The sequence below is a fragment of the Pseudomonas tohonis genome, assembly GCF_012767755.2.
Lineage (GTDB): Bacteria > Pseudomonadota > Gammaproteobacteria > Pseudomonadales > Pseudomonadaceae > Metapseudomonas > Metapseudomonas tohonis.
The window spans coordinates 1,573,469-1,594,961 of sequence record NZ_AP023189.1; the positions used below are offsets into that span (position 1 = coordinate 1,573,469).

The 21,493-nt window shown below is 68.4% G+C and carries 14 protein-coding genes; 12 read left to right on the forward strand and 2 right to left on the reverse strand.

What is annotated here, in order from left to right:
* Positions 1 to 289: 289 nt before the first annotated feature.
* The 10 genes from bacA (at position 290) to HSX14_RS07355 (ending at position 15,656) form a co-directional block, all read left to right on the forward strand.
* Positions 290 to 910: a biofilm formation regulator BacA gene (gene bacA, locus HSX14_RS07310; protein ID WP_173178727.1), complete on the forward strand. Its 621-nt coding sequence runs from the start codon at positions 290 to 292 to the stop codon at positions 908 to 910.
* Positions 911 to 924: 14 nt separating this feature from the next.
* On the forward strand, positions 925 to 1,620 hold the full coding sequence (locus tag HSX14_RS07315; RefSeq protein ID WP_173178726.1) for a PspA/IM30 family protein: 696 nt from the start codon (positions 925 to 927) through the stop codon (positions 1,618 to 1,620).
* Positions 1,621 to 1,682: 62 nt separating this feature from the next.
* A complete protein-coding gene (locus HSX14_RS07320) occupies positions 1,683 to 2,312 on the forward strand; it encodes an OB-fold-containig protein (protein WP_173178725.1) in 630 nt (209 codons plus the stop codon).
* Between the two features lie 37 nt (positions 2,313 to 2,349).
* On the forward strand, positions 2,350 to 4,401 hold the full coding sequence (locus tag HSX14_RS07325; protein ID WP_373874747.1) for a flotillin family protein: 2,052 nt from the start codon (positions 2,350 to 2,352) through the stop codon (positions 4,399 to 4,401).
* Between the two features lie 102 nt (positions 4,402 to 4,503).
* Positions 4,504 to 4,743: a hypothetical protein gene (locus tag HSX14_RS07330; protein ID WP_173178724.1), complete on the forward strand. Its 240-nt coding sequence runs from the start codon at positions 4,504 to 4,506 to the stop codon at positions 4,741 to 4,743.
* Positions 4,744 to 4,826: 83 nt separating this feature from the next.
* The gene (locus HSX14_RS07335; protein WP_173178723.1) at positions 4,827 to 10,079 is read left to right on the forward strand and encodes a DNA repair ATPase; all 5,253 of its coding nucleotides are present in this window, start codon (positions 4,827 to 4,829) and stop codon (positions 10,077 to 10,079) included.
* Positions 10,080 to 10,129: 50 nt separating this feature from the next.
* A complete protein-coding gene (locus tag HSX14_RS07340; protein WP_173178779.1) occupies positions 10,130 to 10,627 on the forward strand; it encodes a rhomboid family intramembrane serine protease in 498 nt (165 codons plus the stop codon).
* A 15-nt stretch (positions 10,628 to 10,642) separates the two neighbouring features.
* A complete protein-coding gene (locus HSX14_RS07345; RefSeq protein ID WP_173178722.1) occupies positions 10,643 to 11,332 on the forward strand; it encodes a phospholipase D-like domain-containing protein in 690 nt (229 codons plus the stop codon).
* Positions 11,333 to 11,582: 250 nt separating this feature from the next.
* Positions 11,583 to 14,300 carry an AAA domain-containing protein gene (locus HSX14_RS07350; RefSeq protein ID WP_173178721.1) on the forward strand — a complete coding sequence of 906 codons (2,718 nt, stop codon included), beginning with the start codon at positions 11,583 to 11,585 and terminating at the stop codon, positions 14,298 to 14,300.
* A 180-nt stretch (positions 14,301 to 14,480) separates the two neighbouring features.
* Complete coding sequence (locus HSX14_RS07355; protein WP_173178720.1) at positions 14,481 to 15,656, forward strand: GGDEF domain-containing protein; 1,176 nt, start codon at positions 14,481 to 14,483, stop codon at positions 15,654 to 15,656.
* A gap of 92 nt (positions 15,657 to 15,748) precedes the next feature.
* Here the strand turns inward: HSX14_RS07355 and HSX14_RS07360 are convergent, their stop codons facing one another.
* Both HSX14_RS07360 and HSX14_RS07365 read right to left on the reverse strand, forming a co-directional pair.
* Positions 15,749 to 16,720 (reverse strand): IS110 family RNA-guided transposase, encoded by a 972-nt coding sequence (locus tag HSX14_RS07360; protein WP_116858044.1) that lies wholly within the window; start codon positions 16,718 to 16,720, stop codon positions 15,749 to 15,751.
* 429 nt (positions 16,721 to 17,149) lie between these two features.
* Positions 17,150 to 18,832 carry a hypothetical protein gene (locus tag HSX14_RS07365; RefSeq protein ID WP_173176281.1) on the reverse strand — a complete coding sequence of 561 codons (1,683 nt, stop codon included), beginning with the start codon at positions 18,830 to 18,832 and terminating at the stop codon, positions 17,150 to 17,152.
* A gap of 190 nt (positions 18,833 to 19,022) precedes the next feature.
* Here HSX14_RS07365 and HSX14_RS07370 point away from each other — a divergent pair, with 190 nt between their 5' ends.
* Positions 19,023 to 19,562: a YaeQ family protein gene (locus HSX14_RS07370; RefSeq protein WP_173176284.1), complete on the forward strand. Its 540-nt coding sequence runs from the start codon at positions 19,023 to 19,025 to the stop codon at positions 19,560 to 19,562.
* A gap of 89 nt (positions 19,563 to 19,651) precedes the next feature.
* Positions 19,652 to 21,367 (forward strand): single-stranded-DNA-specific exonuclease RecJ, encoded by a 1,716-nt coding sequence (gene recJ / locus HSX14_RS07375; RefSeq protein ID WP_173176286.1) that lies wholly within the window; start codon positions 19,652 to 19,654, stop codon positions 21,365 to 21,367.
* Positions 21,368 to 21,493 lie beyond the last annotated feature (126 nt).

The window sequence follows — 21,493 nt, forward strand, 5'->3', positions numbered from 1 at the left end:
TTGCCCCGTTTCAGGGCAGCCGTCGGCCGGCTGCTTTTTCGTGAAACAGGTCGGTCTTCGGCCGATCCCCGCTTTCCAAGGCGCGACGAGGGGGTTCTAATCCCGGGCGACACGGCACGCGTACAGCAGAAACCATGGACAGGTCCTCATGCCCCGCCGCTCCTCTTCCCACCTTTGCAGAACCCTTCGGGCCCGCTCCGAGGCATAGTCCTGCGCGCGTTTGGCGCGCTTCTAAAATATTACATGTGATGGATTGAAAGCTTACATGTGATGGATTAATCTGCGTCCCATGGAAAACAAGTCATCCGCCCATTACCAACGTTTGTTCCGCCAGCGCCTGCGTGACCAGGGGCTGGTGAAAAAGGAAGTCTGGATACTGCCGGAGAACGCCCAGGCGCTCCTGGCGGTTGAACGCAAGCTGCGCCAGCCTCAACCGGGGCCGGTCAATCTGGAAAAGGAGGGGGCCATGGAAATGCCTCAGATCTGGAATGCGCGAGCGCTCTGCGAGGCCTTGGCCGCGACCGAGCTCTTCACCCGTGGCGATGCCGGCATCGAACTGATCGAAGGTGCCGAGCCCAGCCTGCACGTGACCATGCGCGAGTACGGCGACCTGCCGTTGTTCGTCGCCCTGCACGGTGAGCAGATCATCGTCGAGGCGCTGCTCTGGCCGCAGAGCGACGTGCGCGACGTGGCCGCCTTCAACGAGGAGGTGCTGCTCAGCCGCCAGCTGTTCCCGCTGTCCAGCATCGGCCTGGAGACGCTGCCTGGCGGCGAGCGTTGCTACACCATGTTCGGCGCCCTGAGCGCCACCTCGATCCTGTCCAACGTGGTCTACGAGATCGAGACGCTCGCCAGCAACGTGATCCGCGCCACCGAAGCCTACGAAGGCTACCTGAAGGCTCAGGCCTGACCTGGAGGAAGCACATGAACGTTTGGAGCAAGCTGCTCACCGCCCTGCGCGGCGGTGTCAACGAAGCCGGCGAGGCCATTGTCGACAGCCAGGCGCTGCGCATCCTCGACCAGGAAATCCGCGATGCCGACCTGGAGCTGCGCAAGTCCAAGGAAGCCCTGGCCGAGATCATGGCGCGGCAGAAACTGGCCGAGGATCGTGCCGGCAAGTGTGCCGCCAAGGTCGGCGAGTACGAAGCCTATGCGCTGAAGGCCCTGGAAGGCGGCAACGAGGCCCTGGCCAAGGAAGTGGCGGAGAAGATCGCCAACCTGGAGAACGAACTGGCCGTCGAGCGCGAGCAGGCCGCCGGCTTCGCCGCCAGCGTGGCCCAGCTGCGCAAGGCCGTGACCCAGGCCGAAGGCAACATCAAGCACCTGAAACAACAGGTCGATACCGTCAAGGCCACCGAGAGCGTGCAAAAGGCGCAGATGGCCGTGGCCCAGCGCTACAGCGGCTCGCAGACCAAGCTGCACACCGCCGTCGAATCGCTGGAGCGGATCAAGCGCCAGCAGGCCGAGCGTGCGGCGAAGATGGAAGCGGCCGCCGAACTGGCCGCCACCAGCAGCCCGGACGATGACCTCGATGCCAAGCTGCGCGCAGCCGGCATCGTCGCCGACGGCACCAGCGCCGACAGCGTGCTGGCGCGCCTGAAGGACAAGGGCAAGTCCTGATCCACCGTTGAACGGGCGGAGCCGCTCGGCCCCGCCCCAGCCTTTTCAGGGATAGGAAAGCGATGGAAATCTTCCTGCAGACCGCACTGTCGTTCCCCACCGTGCTGTTCAGCTTCCTGCTGTGCCTGGCCATCGTCTACTGGGCGATCGTCGCGCTCGGCCTGGTCGAGGTCGACCTGCTGGACGTCGAGGCCGACTCGCTGCTCGCCGGCGATGGCGTCGCGGCCCTGCTGTCGAAGCTCAAGCTCAATGGCGTGCCGGTCACCCTGGTGCTCAGCCTGCTGTTCGCCGGCTCCTGGTTCCTCAGCTATTTCGCCGAACTCCTGGTCCTCAGCCACCTGCCCCTGGGCCTCCTGCGCTACCCGCTGGGCCTGGTCGTGGCCGTGGTCGCGCTGGGCCTGTCGCTGCCCGTGGCGGCGCTCATCTGCAGCCCGCTGCGGCCGCTGTTCCACAAGGCGGAGGCCGTCACCAGCAAGAGCGTGCTCGGCCAGACCGCCATGGTGCGCAGCGGCCGGGTCACCCTGGAGCATGGCGAAGCCGTGCTCGAAGACGGTGGCGCCGGGCTGATCCTCAAGGTCCGTGCCGACGAAGCCCTCGGGCTCAAGCGCGGCGACCGCGTCGTATTACTGGAATACCTGGAGGCGCAGCACGCCTATCGGGTCATCACCGAGGACGAATTCCGGGGCATCTGACCCGGTGCGCCTCAGCATCAAAGGAGAGTGATTGCAAATGAACAACATCGAGTGGGTGATGCCCTTCCTGACCGTGCTCGGACTCGTCGTCCTGTTCGTGGTCGGCATCCTGGCCCTGTTCAAGGCCTTCTACATCAAGGTCCCGCAGGGCACCGCGCTGATCGTCAACGACATGTCCTCCACGCCCAAGGTGCACTTCACCGGCGCCCTGGTGTACCCGGTCATCCACCTCAAGGAGTTCATGCGCATCTCGCTGATCACCCTGGAAGTCGATCGCCGCGCCAAGGACGGGCTGATCTGCCGCGACAACATGCGCGCCGACATCACCGTCGCCTTCTACCTGCGCGTCAATGAAACCCAGGAAGACGTGCTCAAGGTGGCCAAGGCCATCGGCGTCGAGCGTGCCTCCGACCGCGCCGCGGTGAACGAGCTGTTCAACGCCAAGTTCTCCGAAGCGCTGAAGACCGTCGGCAAGCAGTTCGACTTCGTCCAGCTGTTCGAGAACCGCCAGGACTTCCGCGACCGCATCATCGAGGTGATCGGCAACGACCTGAACGGCTACGTGCTCGAAGACGTCGCCATCGACTACCTGGAGCAGACCGCGAAGAACTCCCTCGACCCGAGCAACATCCTCGACGCCGAAGGCATCCGCAAGATCACCGAGCTGACCGCCGCGCAGAACGTCATCACCAACGAGCTGGAGCGCAACCAGGAGCTGGCGATCCAGAAGAAGAACGTCGAGACCCGTGAAGCCGCCCTGGCGCTGGAACGCCAGCAGGCCGACGCCGAAGCCCGTCAGAAGCGCGAGATCGAGACCATCCGCGCCCGCGAGGAAGCCGAGACCGCCAAGGTCAAGGAAGAGGAGCGCCTCAAGGCCGAGCAGGCGCGCATCCAGGCGCAGCAGGAGATCGACGTGCGCGTCGAGAACCACCAGCGCGAAGTGGAAGTGGCCCAGCAGAACCGCCAGCGCGCCGTGGTCATCGAGGTGGAGAAGGTCACCCGCGCCAAGGACCTGGAAGTGGTCGCCCGCGAGCGCGAGGTCGAGCTGCAGCGCATCGAGAAGGAAAAGGCGCTGGAAGAACAGCGCAAGAATATCGCCAACGTGATCCGCGACCGCGTCGCCGTCGAGAAGACCGTGGCCCAGGAAGAGGAGCGCATCAAGGAAGTGCGTGAGATCTCCGAGGCCGAGCGTGCCAAGCAGGTCATCGTGCTCCAGGCGCAGGCCGAGGCCGAGCAGGAACTGGTGCGCCAGGTCAAGCAGGCCGAGGCCGACGAGACCCGCTCCAAGCACAAGGCCGTGGAAATCAACAACCTGGCCCAGGCCGAGCTGGAAGCCGCTGCCAAGCAGGCCGAGGCGAAGAAGCGCCTGGCCGAAGGCATCGAGGCCGAGCGTGCCGCCCCCGGCCTGGCCGACGCGCGGGTGCTGGAAGTCACCGCCGCCGCCAAGGAGAAGGAAGGCCTCGCCGAAGCCCGCGTGCGTGCCGAGCAGCTGATCGCCGAAGCCCGTGGCGAGCAGGAGAAAGGCCTGGCCGACGCCCGCGTGCTGGAAGCCGCCGCCGCAGCCAAGGAAAAGGACGGCCTGGCCGAAGCCAAGGTGCTGGAAGAGAAGCTGGGCGCCCAGGCGCGTGGCGAAGAACAGCTCGGCGCCGCCAAGGCCAAGGCCACCAAGGACCTGGGTTCGGCGGAAGCGGAAATCCTCCTGCAGCGCCTCAACGCCGAGGCCGAAGGCCTGGGCAAGAAGTTCGGTGCCCTCGATGCCCTCAGCGACAGTGCTCGCCAGCACGAGGAGTTCCGCATGCAGCTGGAGAAGAGCTTCGAGGAAGCCATGGCCGCCATCGCCGCCAACAAGGACATCGCCAAGGACCAGGCCGAGGTGCTCGCCACCGCACTGGGCAAGGCGAAGATCGAGATCGTCGGCGGCGAAGGCGACTTCTTCAACTCCTTCGCCAAGTCGCTCTCCGTGGGCAAGGCCATCGAAGGCGTGGTGGGCAAGAGCCCGGTGGTGCAGGACGTGCTGGCGCGCCTGCTCAATGGTCGCACCCCGGCCGTCGCGCCCAAGGCTGACGCCGCTCCGGCTGCCGACGCCTGATCGAGCGGGCCCCGGAACTCCCGGGGCCCGATGCCATGCAAAGGGTCCGCCCCGCCTTGAAAAAGGGGACGGGCCCGCCTACCCACCAAGAGGAACCTTGCCATGTCGGAACCCCGTGACTACCTGGAGCTGTCCTTCCGCTCCATCCGCTGCTTCGCCAACGACGGCCGCCTGGACGTGCACGAACTGGCCGCCCTGCTCGCCATTGCCGAGCGCGACGGCGTAATCGATGACAACGAGAAGCGCGTACTGAAGAAAATCCTCGCCCACGTCCGGCCTGAGGAAATCGACCCCGCCCTGCGCGAGCAGATGGCCGAGGTCGCCCGCAAGATCGGTGCCTGAGCCCAGGCCCCGCGTCCCCGCGTGCCCGGCCCCTCCATCTGAGGGGCCTTGCTCGCAGACCCAGCAGATTCAGGAAGAACACGATGTCGGACGTCACCGCCGCAACCCCCGCACAGGATGTATTGGACAAGGCCGTCGCCGAAGGCGGCGCCTACGAGGTGCTGCACAAGCGCCTGCAGGACCAGGGGCAGCGCCTGCGGCAGACCACCGAGGCCCTCAACCAGAAGCGCCTGGAAGAGTTCGGCAACAGCCGCATGGACGTCATCGGCCGTGTGCGCATCCGCACCGAGAACAACTGCATCGCCCGTGACATCGTCCAGGTCGGCGACTGCCTGCTGTTCGGCTACAACGTGTTCATCGGGCTGCGCAAGGAAACCCATGTCGCCGACGTGTTCTCCCTCTACCGCCTGGTGGAGGAGGGCGAGGGCTACGAAGCCGAACCGGTGCCGCTGGAGGGTTCGTTCCTCGCGGCCCAGGGCTTCGTCAACGACTTCAACGAGCTCTACACCTACTACAAGAACACCCGCCTGCTGCAGCTGGCCATCCGCGACGGCAAGCTGCTGGCGAGCTTCCAGATCGGCGAGCGCATCAGCGACATCCGCGTGTTCCGCTGGTCCATCTCCGCCGATGGCCGCGAGGTGCGCTACATCGACAACCGCGGCGAGCGCGACATCGCCCTGCCGGCGCCCTTCGACTTCGAATGGAAGAAGGCCACCCGCGAGATGGTGGTGGAAGGCCGCTTCCCGCACCTGAACATCCTCGACACCGTGTTCGTCGAGACCATCGGCGGTGACCTCACCATCAAGGTGGAGAACAACACCGAGGATGGCCTGGGCATCTACCGCGAGGAGGTGCTCGACAAGACCCAGTCCCTCGACGACGCCCAGGTGGAGTTCGCCCGCCTCGGCAGCCTGGTGCTGCTCAAGGTGCTGCCCTACCGCGAGGAGCAGTGGCGCTACCTGGTGTTCAACGGCCTGACCCGCAAGGTCGAGCGCATCGACGCCATTGGCCTGGCCTGCGTCCAGCTGCCTGAAGACCACGGCATCATCTTCCCCGGCGGCTACTACCTGCAGAGCGGCGAGTACAAGACCTTCGAGCAGTCCATGGACGGCATGCGCTTCAAGCGCGCCGTGCGCTCGCCCAACGGCGAGGACGTGCAGTACGTCTTCTACCACCCCGAGCAGGGCCGCGCGGTGCTGCTCACCTACAACATGATCAACCGCCAACTGCAGAACCCGCTGTTCGGCCACGGCTACGCGCGCCTGGAGGACGGGCGCATGGTGATCTTCGCCGCCGAGGGCGACGAGCCCACCCGCATCCACCCGATGCAGGTCTGGCAGACCCCCTTCTGCACCGAGGAATACGCCGCTCGCCAGCCGGCCCGCAGCGGCTTCCTCGGGCGCATCGGCAATGCGGAGCTGGTGCGCGGCGTCTCCGACCTCTACGACCTGTGCCGCGAGATCGACGCGCCCGCCGTCTCGGTGCAGCGCTACTCGCTGCTGTGCCAGAACACCCGCCGCCTGTTCGACGTCTACCACTGGCTGGGCAGCGACCAGCTCGACGGCCTGGCGCCGCTGCTGCGCGAGGTGGCCGCCACGTCCGAGCTGGTGCTGGACGAATACGAGAAGGTCGAGAGCATCCGCCGCCAGTCCGACCAGGCCATGGCCGGCGCCGAGGCGAAGCAGAAGGCCCTGCTCGACGGCCTGCTGCCCGACAGCTGGGACCAGGCGCAGAGCTTCGTCGACGCGCTCAACGGCATCACCGCCCAGCGCGGCCTGCTGCTGACCATCCGCGACTACCGCTACATCGATGTCGCGCGCATCGACGCCATGGAGGCCGAGCTGCTCGAGGCCCAGGCGAAGACTGCCGCCGCCACCGCGACCTTCCTCGCCAGCGAGCAGGCCCTGCAGCCCTTCGTCACCCGCCTGGAGACCCTCGACGCCGAGGCGCAGAAGGCCGAGACCGTGGCCCAGCTGGCGGCACCCCTGGCCGCCCTGCAGGCCATGGCCGCCGACCTCGACATGCTCTCCAGCCTCATGGCCTCGCTGCAGATCGACGACGCCACCCAGCGCACCCGCATCATCGAGTCCATCTCCGAGATCTACGCCCGCCTCAACCAGGCCAAGGCCCGTGCCGAGCAGCGCCGCAAGGGGCTCGGCTCCACCGAGACCGTCGCCCAGTTCGGTGCCCAGTTCAAACTCTTCGGCCAGGGCATCACCAGCGCCCTGGCCCAATCCCAGGACCCCGAGCGCTGCGACGAGCAGCTCTCGCGCCTGCTGGTACAGCTGGAGGAGCTGGAGAGCCGTTTCGGCGACCACGAGCAGTTCCTCGGCGACATCCTCGCCAAGCGCGAGGAGCTGCTGGAAACCTTCGAGGCGCACAAGCAATCCCTGCTCGACGAGCGCCAGCGCAAGGCCCAGGGCCTGCTCGACGCCGCCCGGCGCATCCTTGAGAGCCTCGGCCGGCGCACCGCCAAATTCACCCAGGCCGAGGAGCTCAACGCCTTCTTCGCCGCCGACCCGCTGATCCTCAAGCTGCGCGAGCTGGCCCAGCGCCTGCGCGAGCTCAAGGACAGCGTCAAGGCCGACGACGTCGAGGCCCGCCTCAAGGGCGCCCGCGACCAGGCGGTGCGCGCCCTGCGCGACAAGAGCGAGCTGTTCGAGGAGGGCGGCAACGTCATCCGCCTCGGCCCGCGCCACCGCTTCAGCGTCAACACCCAGGAGCTGGACCTGACCCTGATGCCCCGGGGCGAGGCGCTCTACCTGCACCTCACCGGCACCGACTTCCTCGAACCGTTGCGCGACCCGGAGCTGGAGACCCTCAAGGCCTTCTGGCAGGTGTCGCTGGAGTCCGAGTCCGAACGCCTGTACCGCGCCGAATACCTCGCCGGCCAGGTGCTCGACGCCGCCGACGCCTCGCAGGAGAACCTCAGCCTCGACGGCCTCAAGCAATGGCTGGGGCAGCCGGAGGAGCTGGCGCGGGTGATCCGCGACTTCGCCGCACCGCGCTACAGGGAAGGCTACGAGAAGGGCATCCACGATCACGATGCCGCCGCCATCCTCACCCAGTTGCTGCCGCTGCGCGAAAGCGCCGGGTTGCTGCGCCACGGGCCGCTGCCGCGTGCCTTCGCCGCGCTCTACTGGGACCTGCAACGCGCCGCCGAAGGCCCGGCCCAGTGGCCGGAGCGGGCACGCACCAGCCGCCATATCCAGCAACTGTTCGGCCGCCGCGACGGCCTGCTCGACCTGCAGGCGGAGATCGCCGCCGCCATGGACGCCTTCCTCGCCACCGAGCCCCTGGGCCTGGCCCCGGCCGAGGTGCAGGAGGCTGCCGAATACCTGGTGAGCGAACTGGCCGCCGAGCGCATCGAATTCACCTTCAGCAAGTACGCCCGCCAGCTGCAGGAGGCGCTCAAGCTGCGCCTGCAGGGCGCGCGCATGTGGGACGACTACCAGCAGGCGCTCGGTCGCCTCGACGGCCGCCCGGCGGCGCAGTGGGCGCTGGCCGGCAACTGGCTGCGTGGCCTGTGTTCCGAGGCGGAGTACGGCGCATTGCAGGACTACCTGCCCGAGGCGGTGGCGTTGTCGCTGCTGGCCGAGGACTTCCCGCGTCGGGTCACCGAGGTCGACCTGCGCTTCGTCGTCACCGGCCTGATGGGCGAGCACCCGCGCATCCAGGAGCGCAGCCTGCAGCTGGCGGTGGATGACTTCTTCGCCCGCCTGCGCGAGCACCGCGAAGGCTTCCTGCCCGGCCTGCAGCGCTACCAGGCGCTGCGCCAGGCGGTCATCGGCCGTGAGCGCGAGGCCCTGCGCCTGGCGGAGTTCAAGCCGCGCCCGCTCAGCTCCTTCGTGCGCAACAAGCTGATCAACGATGTCTACCTGGGCGTGATCGGCGACAACCTGGCCAAGCAGATGGGCACCGCCGGGGAGAACAAGCGCACCGACCTGATGGGCCTCCTGATGCTCATCTCGCCGCCCGGCTACGGCAAGACCACGCTCATGGAATACGTGGCGCACCGCCTCGGTCTGATCTTCATGAAGATCAACGGCCCGGCCCTCGGCCACGAGGTGCGCTCGCTGGACCCGGGCCAGGCGCCCGACGCCACCTCGCGCCAGGAGCTGGAGAAGCTCAACCTGGCGCTGGAGATGGGCAACAACGTGATGCTCTACGTCGACGACATCCAGCACACCCACCCGGAGTTCCTGCAGAAGTTCATCTCGCTCTGCGACGGCACGCGCCGCATCGAGGGCGTGTGGAAGGGCCGCACCAAGACCTACGACATGCGCGGCAAGAAGTTCTGCGTGGTGATGTCGGGCAACCCCTACACCGAGTCGGGCGATGTGTTCCGCATCCCCGACATGCTCGCCAACCGCGCCGACATCTATAACCTCGGCGACACCCTGGGCGGCATGCAGGACGCCTTCGCCCTCAGCTACATCGAGAACGGCCTGACCTCCAACCCGGTGCTGGCGCCGCTGGCCACCCGCGACATGGCCGACGTCTACCGCTTCGTGGCCCGCGCCGAGGGCAAGCCCTTCTCCGCCAACGAGCTGAGCCACAGCTACAGCGGCGCCGAGATCAACGAGATCACCACCACCCTGCAGCGCCTGATGCAGGTGCGCGACGTGGTGCTCAAGGTCAACCAGCAGTACATCGCCAGCGCCGCCCAGGCCGACCAGTACCGCACCGAACCGCCGTTCAAGCTGCAGGGCAGCTACCGCAACATGAACAAGATGGCGGAGAAGATCTCCGCCGTGATGAACGACGCCGAGCTGCTGCAGCTCTTGGCCGACCACTACCAGGGCGAGTCGCAGCTGCTCACCACCGGCGCCGAGGAGAACCTGCTCAAGCTCGCCGAGCTGCGCGGCAACCAGAGCGCGGAACAGGCCGAGCGCTGGGCGCAGATCAAGCGCGACTTCATGCGCAACAAGTCCATGGGCGGCAGCGACACCGATGTCGGCGGCCGCGTGGTGGCCCAGCTCAACGACCTGGTGGAAAGCGTGCGCGGCCTGGCCCGCCAGCCCGAAGCGGAGGAGGCCCCGGCCGATGCCCAGGTGCCCTGGCGCGAACTGCTGGCGGCCCTGGAGAAGCTGGTGCAGAAGCCGGCCAACCTGGAGGTCGAAGTGGTCGCCCCGGCCCAGCAGGGCGTGCGCGAGGTGCTGGAGAGCCTGGCCGCGAGCCTGGAGAACAGCTTCCTGCCGCTGATCCGGGTGATGGACAAGAAGATCGACGTCGACCTGCGCACCCACCACCGCATCACCGACATCTCCAACCGGCTCAACCAGCTCGGCGAGATGATGGGCGCCGGCAAGGCACCGGGCGGCGAGTCGTCGTGACCCGCTGGGCCGGCCCGCGCATCCGACTGCTCGCCGGCATCGCCGGGCTCATGCTCCTGCTGCAGCTCGCCAACAGCCTCAGCGGGCAGGCCCTGAACGCCTGGGGCCTGCTGCCCCGGCACCTGGACGGGCTGCCCGGCATCCTCTTCGCCCCCTGGCTGCACGGCAGCTGGGCGCACCTGGCGAGCAACCTGCCGGGCCTGCTGGTGCTCGGCTGGCTGGCGATGCTCGGCGGCATCCGCGCCTTCCTCCTGGCCAGCGCCAGCATCATCCTCGGCAGCGGCCTGCTGGTCTGGCTGTTCGGCCGCACCGGCATGCACGTCGGCGCCAGTGGCTGGCTGTTCGGCCTCTGGGCGCTGCTGCTGGTGCGTGCCTGGTTCCAGCGCAGCTGGCTCGACCTCCTGGTGGCCGCGCTGGTGCTGTTCTACTACGGCGGCTGGGTCTCCGGCCTGCTGCCGCAGTCCGGGGTTTCATTCGAATACCACATCGCCGGTGCGCTCTGTGGCGGGCTCTATGCCGCCCTGGCCAGGCCGCGCCGCACAACCTGAAGACAGGGAGGCTCCATGGATTTCGACGGACTCGACCAGCAGCTGCGCGACAGCCTGCTGGACCTGAAACTGAGCAACGAGGAGCGCGACGAGCTGCGCCAGCTGGGCAGCGAGCTGGGCCCGGACCAGGTGCGCTACCTGCGCAACCGCGCCTTCGACCTGGTGCGCGAGCTGGCCCTGGCCGACCCCGCCAACACCCTGCCGGCGCTGAAGTGGCTGGAGCAGGTGGTCAAGACCCTGGACGTCAGCGCGGCACCGGTGCGCACCCTCGCCAGCGCCCACTTCAGCCCCGGCGAGGAATGCCGGCGCAAGATCCGCGAGTTGCTGCGCCAGGCGCGGCAGAGCGTGGACATCTGCGTCTACACCATCTCCGACGACCAGCTCAGCAGCGAGATCCTCGCCTGCCACCAGCGCGGCATCGCGGTGCGGGTGATCAGCGACAACGAGAAACAGTTCGACGAAGGCAGCGACATCCGCCAGCTGCTGGAAGCCGGCGTGCCGCTGCGCATCGACGACAGCCCGTTCCACATGCACCACAAGTTCGCCCTGTTCGACGGCCGCCTGCTGCTCAACGGCAGCTTCAACTGGACCCGCAGCGCCAGCACCAGCAACGAGGAGAACCTGCTGGTGATCGACAATGCGCAACTGGTGGGCAGCTACCTGGCGGAGTTCGAGGAGCTCTGGAAGCGCTACGCCCCGCGCTGACGGGGCGCGGCACTGCTCTCGTAGGATGGGTAGAGGCACGAAACCCATCGATGCGAAGTCCCGGGCGTCTCGCGAGTATCAGCCCGGCACCGCCGTTTTCGTAGGGGCGCCTTCAGTCGCCAAGCGGCGCGTAGCGCCGCCCCGGAAGTGCCCCGACCGTGAACCCATTCCCCAAAATCCGCACCCGCCGATTCAGCCCATCCCCCTGATTCCGGCACAATGCGCCGCTGGAAACCGCCCGGGACGCCCCATGCCGTCGATCGCGAAACGCCTGTCCTTCTACCGCGCCTGCTACCAGGCCGATAGCCGCGAACTGCAACTGGACGATGTCAGCACCTTCAAGGCCGAGCGCTGGGGCTGGCTGGACGGGCGCGAGGAGCTGGCCAGCGGCGCCATGCCCTTCGCCGCGCTGTCGGCCGAGCTGGGCGAGCACCTGTTGCAGCAGCAGAACCTCTACCAGCGCGAGCTGCAGCTGATCTACGGCGTGCTGCCGGTGTGCGGCCGGCGTAGCGATGCGGAAGGCAGGACGGTGCGCCACTGCGCGCCGCTGGTGTACTTCGAGGCGCGCCTGGAAAGCCTCGGCGAGGGCGCGCCGCCCAGCCTGGCCATCGACCTCGCCCAGCCCCAGCTCAACCGCCGCCTGCTGCGCCAGCTGCTCAAGGCCGATGCCGAGCAGGGGCTGGAAAGCCTGCCGCTGCCCAGCGGTGCGCTGGACGATCACTACCTGGCCGACCTGATGGCCTGGCTGCAACGCTTCACCGTGGTCGGCGAAGTGCTGCCGGCCAGCGCCTTCCCCGTGCTGGAGGGCGCCGCGACCCTGAAGAAGGCCATGGCTGCGCAACGCCTGTCGCTGCGCGCCGCAGCGCTGGTGGCCCTGGCCGAGCGCGGTGCCGGCAGCCGCGGCATCCTTCACGAACTGCAATTGCTGCAGGGCGCGGAGCGCCATTCGCCGGCACTGCGGCAGTTGCTGGGCGAGGATGCGGTCGGCGAGGAGAGCACGATCCTCGGCACCCCCAGCCGCCCGGAAGCGTTGCCGGCCTCCCTCAGCCTGGCCCAGCGCCAGGCCCTGGCCAACGCCACCCGCTACCCCCTGAGCTTCGTCGCCGGGCCGCCCGGTACCGGCAAGAGCTACACCCTCGCGGCGCTGGCGCTGGACCGCCACCTTCAGGGCGAGAGCGTGCTGCTGGTCAGCCGCAGCCAGCAGGCGGTCACGGTGATCGCCGACAAGTTGCGCGATGACCTCGACCTGCGCGACGGCGTGCTGCAGGTGGAGGAGCAATCGCTCCTGCGCACCCTGCGCGCGCGCCTCGACCAACTGCTGCAGGGCGAGCTGCCGCCACTGGAGGAGGGCGCCGTGGCGCGCCAGCAGCGTGCGTTGAAGGACCTGCTGGACGAGGAGGCCGCCTTGTCCCGGGCCTTCGACAAGCGCAGCCGCCAGGCCTTGCGCTGGAGCGGCCTGCTGGTGCGTGCCGAACGCGGCGCCCTGGCCTTCTGGCAACGCTGGCTGCAGGTGCCCTGGGTCGAGCGACGGGTGCGCGGCAGCGTGCGCCACTGGCAGATACTTGACGACCTGCGCGACTGCCAGCGCCGCCGCGAGGCCCACAGCCGGCAGTACATCGAGAGCCTGCGGGTCGAACGCCTGCAACGGCTGCTGGACAGCGACCGGCAGACCTTCGTGCGCTACAACCAGGCGATCCGCGCGCGCAGCTCGCAGCGCCAGCAGTCGCTGTTCGAGGAACTCGACCCGGCGCACCTGCTCGCCGCCTTCCCCATCTGGGTGGTGAGCCTGGACGACCTGCACAAGGTGCTGCCGCTGCGCGAGGGGCTGTTCGACGTGCTGGTGATAGACGAGGCCACCCAGTGCGACATCGCCAGCGCGCTGCCGGCCCTGCAGCGTTGCAAGCGCGCGGTGGTGGCCGGCGACAGCCGCCAGCTGCGCCACGTGTCCTTCCTCTCCCGCGCCCAGGAGCGCCAGCTGCTGCAGCGTGCCGAGCTGCCGGAGAGCGACCAGCAGGCCTGGAGCTACCGCGACAACAGCCTGCTCGACCTGGTGGGCGAACGCCTGGCCAGCCAGCGTGCGCTGACCTTCCTCGACGAACACTTCCGCGGCCGTCCGGCGCTGATCCGCTTCAGCAACGAGGCCTTCTACAACGGCCGTATCCGGGTGATGAAGGAGCGCCCCGAGCAGCTCGCCGCCGAAAGCCTCAGCCTGCACCGGCTGGAGGGCCAGCGCGTGCCGGCCGGGCACAACCCGGTGGAGGCGCAGCGCGCCCTGGAGCTGCTCGAAGAGCATGTCGGCCGCTACCGCGACAGCCAGGTCAAGCCCAGCGTCGGCCTGCTCTCGCCCTTCCGCGACCAGGTGGAGCACTTGCGGCGCCTGCTCGCCGAGCGCCTGCCGGGCGAGTTGCTGGCGCAGTTCCGGGTGCGCGTGGCCACGCCCTACGGCTTCCAGGGCGAGGAGCGCGACCTGATGATCCTCAGCTTCGCCATCGACGGTGCGGGCGCCCAGGCGGCGCACTACCTCAACCGCGAGGACATGTTCAACGTCGCCATCACTCGTGCCCGCGAGCACCAGATGCTGCTGTTCAGCGGCGACGAGCGGCAGCTCGCCCCCGGCCACCTGTTGCGGCGTTACCTGGAGCGCCTGGAGCAGGGCCAGGGCAGCGACGGCGGCGGCCAGGCGGTGGATGCCTTCCAGCAGCAGGTGGCGACGGCGCTGGAGGCGCAGGGCGTGCGCGTCTGGTCCGGCTACCCGGTGGCCGGGCATTGCCTGGACCTGTTCTGCCAGCGCGGCGAGCGGGTGCTGGCCATCGACCTGATCGGCTACCCCGGCGCCAGCGAGGACGTCTTCGACCTGGAGCGCTACCAGGTGCTGGCCCGCGCCGGGCTGGAAATGATCCCGCTCAGCTACGCGGTATGGAAGCTGCAGCCCCAGGTGGCCCTGGAGGCGTTGCTGCTGCGGCTGTGAATGGCCGGTGGCCATTGGCCGACGGCAGGCCGTGGCGGGCGCACACGGTTACGCGTAAAGTGCGACGCAAGTCACATTTTCATTCGCTGCCTTTTCCGGTACCACCATGCACGCCCTCGCTCGTCACTCCAGCCCGCCGCCCCTTTCCGGGGCGGCGATCGTTCGCCATGGAGTGGCGTCATGGCGCTGAACATCCCCACGCTGGTGCTGGTCGACGTCTACATCCTCATGCTCCTCGGCCTGCTGGCGGGCCGCGCCTGGCGCCGGGGCAGCCCCGAGCCCACCCTCGGCTACCTGAGCCTGATGCTGCTGCTCGGCGCGCTGGCCACGGTGCTCGGCAGCCTGCGCGGGATGAACATCGACCTGGTGCCCATCCTCCTCGGCAATATCGTCCTGCAGTTCAGCTGTGCCATGAACTGGACGGCCATGCGCGTGTTCGCCGGGCGCCGCGCGCACCTGCCGGGCATCCTCGCCGGGCCGCTGCTCTGGGCCGCGCTCTGCACCGTGCCGGCCTTCTATGAATCGCTGCCGGCGCGGGTCTTCGTCAGCACGGCGCTGACCCTGGGCTACACCTTGCTCGCCGGCCTGGAGCTGTGGCGCGCGCGGCACGAGCTGCAGGTGTCCATCAAGCCGGCGCTGGCGCTGCACCTGATCCACTTCGTCACCTATGGCGTGCGCCTGGTGGTGGACCGGGGCGTGCCGTTCCAGGCCGCGGTGGACGGGCAGAGCACCGGTTTCTTCGCGGTGATGGTGTTCGAGACGCTGCTCTACGCCATCGGCATGGCCTTCGTCACCCTGGCGATGGTCAAGGAGCGCACCGAGCTGCAGTACAAGCACGCCGCCTTCAGCGACCCGCTCACCGGCATCGGCAACCGGCGTGCCTTCATGACCTCCGGCGAGGCGCTGCTCAAGGCCTGCGCGGCGCGCAAGGAGTCGGTGGCGCTGCTGCTCTGCGACCTCGACAACTTCAAGCGGCTCAACGACACCTTCGGCCATTCGGCCGGCGACGAGGTGCTGATGGGCTTCTGCGCGGTGACCTCGGCACGCATGCGCAAGCACGATGTGTTCGGCCGGATCGGTGGCGAGGAGTTCGCCTGCCTGCTGAGCGACGCCGATGCGGCCACCGCCACGCTGGTGGCCGAGCGCATCCGTCGCGAATTCGCCGAAAGCGACCTCCTCGGCCCTGGCCGGCTCAGCGTGAGCATCGGCATCGCCACCTCGTCCCAGGCCGGGCATGAGCTGTATCGGCTGCTGTCCCTGGCCGACAAGGCGCTCTACGAGGCGAAGAACCAGGGACGCAATCGCGTGGAGCACTACCACTCCGCCATTCCCACCCGCCCCGCCCGGGGCAGCTGAAAAACGACCTGCGTTGCCATCGCGGCGTTAAAAACGGGCTCAAGACGCATGCGTCGGGTCACGTGGCCAATTCGTAGATACCGTCTTGATTTCTAGTGAGCAAGGGCCAGTTTTGCGTCAAATGGCCGGCCTGATTTCAAGACGCCGTAGGCGATGCTCAGCAGCTTGCGCATGGCGGCGCAGACGATCTGCTTGCCGGTCTTGCCCTTCGCCCTCAATCGTTCGCTCAGGGCCCTGACAGCCTCGTTGTACGTCAGGGCACTGATCGCGGGCATGAACAAGCCGGCCCGCAGGCGCGATGAGCCCGTCTTGGAGATACGTGTCTGTCCCCGGTGGTTCCCGGACTCCTGCAGCCGCGGATTGAGCCCGGCAAAGGCAGTGACGGCGCGGCTGTTGGCAAAGCGCAGTGGGTCGCCCAGCTCCGCCAGGAGCAGGGCGGCGGTCTTGTCGGCGATCCCGTCAATGCTGGTCAGCAGGTCGCGCTTGCCGCGCAGATCCGGGTCGTTGTCGATGTGGTCGTCGATCGCCTTGAGGGTCTCTTCGATCTCCTGACCGATATGTTCCAGCACCGACTGGATCGAGGCCTGGACGCTGGCATCGGCCACTTCCAGGCGGTTGCGCTCCATCTGCTCGATTTCGCGCAGGTCCTCCAGGCGCCGTACCAGGGCTTTCAAACGCCGCACGGCACGGGGCTCGGGTTGCCAGGGACGCAGACTGTCCTGATGGCGCTCGCCGTATTCGGCGATCAGCTTGGCGTCGACCTTGTCGGTCTTCACCCGCTGCAACTGACTACGGGCGTAGTGGGCGATTTGTGCCGGGTTGAGGACACAGACCCGATAGCCTTGCTCCAACAGCCATTCGGCCAGGGCTTCATGGTGGATGCCGGTGGCCTCCATCACGACCCAGGCTCCGGGTTCGCTGTGTTTGTTCAGCCAGTCGCGCAAGACGGCGAAGCCCGCTTTGTCGTTGGCCAGCTTGGCCTTGGTGCGGTACTTGCCGTTGGGTTGCAGGGTGGCGAGGTCAAAGGTGTGTTTGGCGATGTCGATGCCGATGACGCTGGGCATGGATTCTCCTCTCGATCCGTTCAGACGCGATCATCACTGCACCCGGCCCAACCTTGTGAATGCGAGCTCGAGGCTCTGGATACCGTTCGGGCTGTTCGAGTGAGTGTGGAGGGGCGGAGCACTATCTACGTTGCAGGCTCGTGGCCTAAGGATGGATACGACTTCCAGCCCCTCCCCCGATGATCAGTCGGGGACTATTACCCCTGTGGAGGTATTAGTCGAGATACAAGGATGGGTCGGGCGGCGTCCGCGAGCTCCGCGAAACCCATCGATGCGGGTTCCAGGCATAACCGGTGTGCCGGGCTCGGCTCCGCCTGGTGGAGGTAAGAAGCGACCTCCACCCTACACAGCGGTCATGTTCCAGCGGTGGCACGAGCGCTTTGTGTAGGGGCGACTTCAGTCGCCAAGCGGCGCGCAGCGCCGCCGCTCTTAGGTTCCCAAGGCGCCGTTGGCCAGCGCATCGAGCAACTCTTGTTGCAGCTCATCGGCCCGTTGCGGGGCTTCCGGGCGCAGGCGTTCGATGGCCTGGCGCAGGCGGGCGAGGGGGTTTTCGGGGGCCATCAGGTTGCGCAGGTCGAGCAGGGCGATGGCCTGTGGATAACGGCCCTGATCGATGTGATGGCGCAGCAGCGCGGCGTCGAGGTCGCGGCTGTCGCCGCCCAGTTCCAGCAGGCGGTCGCGCAGTGTGGCGGCCTGCTCCGCCTGGTCGATGGCGATGGCCGCTTCGGCCAGCGTCTCCAGGTACCAGGTGCGTTCGTCAGGGTCGTCGATCTCCTGGGCTTCCCAGTGCGCCAGTGCCTTGTCCAGGGTCTCTCGGGCAGCGTCCTGCAGCCCCAGGCGGTGTTGCAGGCAGGCCAGGTGGCAGGCCTGGTCCAGCTGTTCATCCCATTCCAGTTGCTGGCGCAGGGCGTCGAATTCCTCCAGGTCGGCGGTCATCCGCACCGGGTCGCGGGCCGGGTCGGCCTGCATACGGCTGCGCAGGGCCAGCAGGCGCAGGCGAATCCAGTCGGTCTCCTCGTCCACGGTTTCCATGGCTTCCAGCCCCTGGTGCAGCAGCGCCGCGCTCCAGGCCGGCTGGGCCTCGGCACAGCGTCCCGCCAGCTCCAGGCACAGCCAGGTGGCGTCGGTGCCGTCCAGGCCGCTGGCGCGCAGCAGGGCATCGGCGCGGGCGGTGTCGGCATGGCCGGCATGCCAGGCCATGAGGTCGGCAAGCAGGTCCTGCTGCAGTCCTTCGGGGGCCAGGGCCAGCAGGCGTTCGGCCAGTTGCGGGCGTTCGCCGTCCAGCGCCAGGCGCAGCATGCCGTGCCAGTCGAGGGCGTGCAGGGGCATGTCCGGGCGCGCGAGCAGCTCCAGGGCCTGGGCTTCGCGGTTGTTCTCCAGCAACAGGGTGACGGCGTCGTTGGCCAGGAGCGCGTCGGGGGCGACGGCGAACTCGCCGAGCAGGTCGAGGCGTTCCTGGGCCAGGCATTCGCGCAGCAGTGCCTGGAAGTCGCCGGGGGCCTCCTGCACCGGGACGTTGAGCATGGCGCGGGCCCGCTCCAGGCTGCGGCTGGCGGCCTCGGGACGTTCCAGCTGGCGTTGCAGGCCGGCCAGCAGCAGGTTCTGCCGGGCGGAGAGGGCCTGGCCCACCTGGCCTTCCTGGCCGGCGGTAACGCTGTCGAGCAGCTGGCGGGCCTGCTCCGTGCGGCCGGCCGCGGCCATCAGAGGGATGCTCAGCAGCGGGGCTTCGGGCAGGGGGCTGGCGCTGGCTTCCAGCAGGTCGAGGGCGGCGAGGGCGTCGGCCGTCTCCAGCAGGTTCTCCAGCATGGATTCCAGGGCGGACTGGCGGTAGCCGGCCTTCAGCTCGGCGAGGGCTTCCAGCGCCAGGGCACGGTCGCCGGCGAGCAGCAGGGCCGGGGCCACCTGGTGCATGGCCAGTTGCCGCGCCTCGCCGTCCAGGCGTTGCGCCAGCTGGTGGCCCAGGTGCGGTTCGAGCAGGGTGAGCAGGGCGACCCGGTTGATCTGCGCGGCACCCTCGGCGCTGACGCGGGAGGGCCGGGCACGCCGGGCCGAACGCAGCAGCGCCACGGCCAGGAGGGCGACGATGCCGGCCACGATGATGAACGCTTCCATTGGCTTCCTTTCCTGAAGTGCGGACCGGGCCGGCTTATAAAGGGGGCCGCCCCCGGCTGGCAACCCCGAGTCGCACGGGCTGGGAACCCGAGCGCATTTCCAGGGCGCCGAACGGCCGGATGGCGCCCGGGCGCGGCAGCGGGTTTCGGGTTAGACTTGCCGCCTTTTCGCCTAACCAAGAAGCCCGCACATGGCCCTGCAAGCGACGCCCTACAAAGTCGAACTCAACCTCACCGACCTCGACCGCAGCGTGTACGAGAACCTGCGCTTCACCGTCGCCAAGCACCCCTCGGAAACCGAGGAGCGCCTGGCCGTGCGCCTGATCGCCTACGCCCTCTGGTACCACGAGCAGCTGTCCTTCGGCCGTGGCCTGTCGGACGTCGACGAGCCGGCGCTGTGGGAGAAGAGCCTCGATGATCGCGTCCTCCACTGGATCGAGGTGGGCCAGCCGGACGCCGAGCGCATCACCTGGTGTTCGCGCCGTACCGAGCGCTTCAGCCTGGTGGCCTACGGCAACCTGCGCGTGTGGCAGACCAAGGTGCTGGACGGCGTGCGCAGCCTGAAGAACATCAATGTGGTCGGCATCGACCAGCAGGCCCTGGAGAACCTGGCCAAGGACCTGCCGCGCTCGATCAACTGGAGCGTGATGATCAGCGACGGCGAGCTGTTCGTGACCGATGAGCGTGGCCAGCACGAGATTCCCCTGGAGTGGCTGGCCGGCGAGCGCTGATCACCGCCCCACGCGGCCGCCCGGCTCACCCGAGCGGCCCCCTGTTTCACGGCGGCAGCGCCCGCCCGCAAGCCTGAAGACTGAGCCGCATGCGTATCGATCCCCGCCCGTTGCCCGCCACCCTGCCTGACCTCGGCGACCTGCCGCCCCTGCTGACCCGCCTCTATGCCGCCCGTGGCGTGCAATCGGTCGAGGAGCTGGACAAGGGCCTGGCGCGGCTGATCCCGTACCAGAAGCTCAAGGGCATCGACGCCGCGGTCGAGCTGCTGGTGGAGGCCCTGGAGAAGCGCCAGCGCATCCTTTATGTGGGCGACTTCGACGCCGATGGCGCCACCGCCAGCACCGTCGGGGTGCTCGGCCTGCGCATGCTCGGCGCGGCCCACGTCGACTACCTGGTGCCCAACCGCTTCGAATACGGCTACGGCCTGACCCCGGAGATCGTCGCCGTGGCCCTGGAGCGCCGCCCCGACCTGCTGGTGACCGTGGACAACGGCATCTCCAGCGTCGATGGCGTCGCCGCGGCCAAGGCCGCCGGGCTCAAGGTGCTGGTCACCGACCACCACCTGCCCGGCCCCGAGCTGCCGGCGGCGGACGCCATCGTCAACCCGAACCAGCCGGGCTGCGAGTTCCCCAGCAAGGCCATGGCCGGGGTCGGCGTGATCTTCTACGTGCTGCTGGCCCTGCGCGCGCGCCTGCGCCAGCTGGACTGGTTCGCCCGCACCGGCCGCCCCGACGCCAACCTCGCCGAGCTGCTCGATCTCGTGGCCCTGGGCAGCGTCGCCGACGTGGTGCCGCTGGACGCCAACAACCGCATCCTGGTGCACCAGGGCCTGGCGCGCATCCGCGCGGGCCGTGCACGCCCCGGCCTCAAGGCGGTGCTGGAGGTCGCCGGCCGCCCGGCCGCGCGCATCACTTCCACCGACCTGGGCTTCATCCTCGGGCCGCGCCTGAACGCTGCCGGCCGCCTGGACGACATGAGCCTGGGCATCGAATGCCTGCTCTGCGAGGACGAGGCCCTGGCCCGCGACATGGCGGTGCAGCTCGACCAGCTCAACCAGGACCGCAAGGCCATCGAGCAGGGCATGCAGCGCGAGGCGCTGGCCCAGCTCAAGGACCTGCCGCTGGAGGACCTGCCCTTCGGCCTCTGCCTGTTCGAGGCGGACTGGCACCAGGGCGTGATCGGCATCCTCGCCTCGCGCATGAAGGAGCGTTACCACCGCCCGACCATCGCCTTCGCCGACGCCGGCGAGGGGCTGCTCAAGGGCTCGGCGCGCTCGGTGCAGGGCTTTCATATCCGTGATGCGCTGGACGCCGTGGCGGCCCGCCACCCGGGGCTCATCAGCAAGTTCGGCGGCCACGCCATGGCCGCCGGCCTGTCGCTGCCCGTGGAAAACTTCGGCGCCTTCGCCGCGGCCTTCGACGCCGAGGTGCGCCGCCAGTTGAGCGAGGATGACCTCACCGGCCGCCTGCTCTCCGACGGCCAGCTGAGCCTCCAGGAATTCCACCTGGAGCTGGCCCGCGCCCTGCGCCAGGCCGGCCCCTGGGGCCAGCATTTCCCCGAGCCGGTGTTCCACGGCATCTTCCAGGTGGTGCAACAGCGCCTGGTCGGCGAACGGCATCTCAAGCTGGTGCTCAAGACCGAGTGCGGGTCGCTGCAGCTCGACGGCATCGCCTTCAACATCGACCGCGACCAGTGGCCGAACCCGACCGTGCGCTGGGCGGAGCTGGCCTACAAGCTGGACGTCAACGAATACCGGGGGCAGGAAAGCGTGCAGCTTATGGTGGCGCACATCGCGCCACGCTGATCGCGCCGGCGGGCACAAGGGTGGGCATGGGGGCGCAGGGTGGCGCTTCAGCCCACCGTTTCTCTGACCCCCAGCCATTTCGAAGTCCTGCCGAACGCCCGTTTCCAGGCACCGCCGCGCGTGACG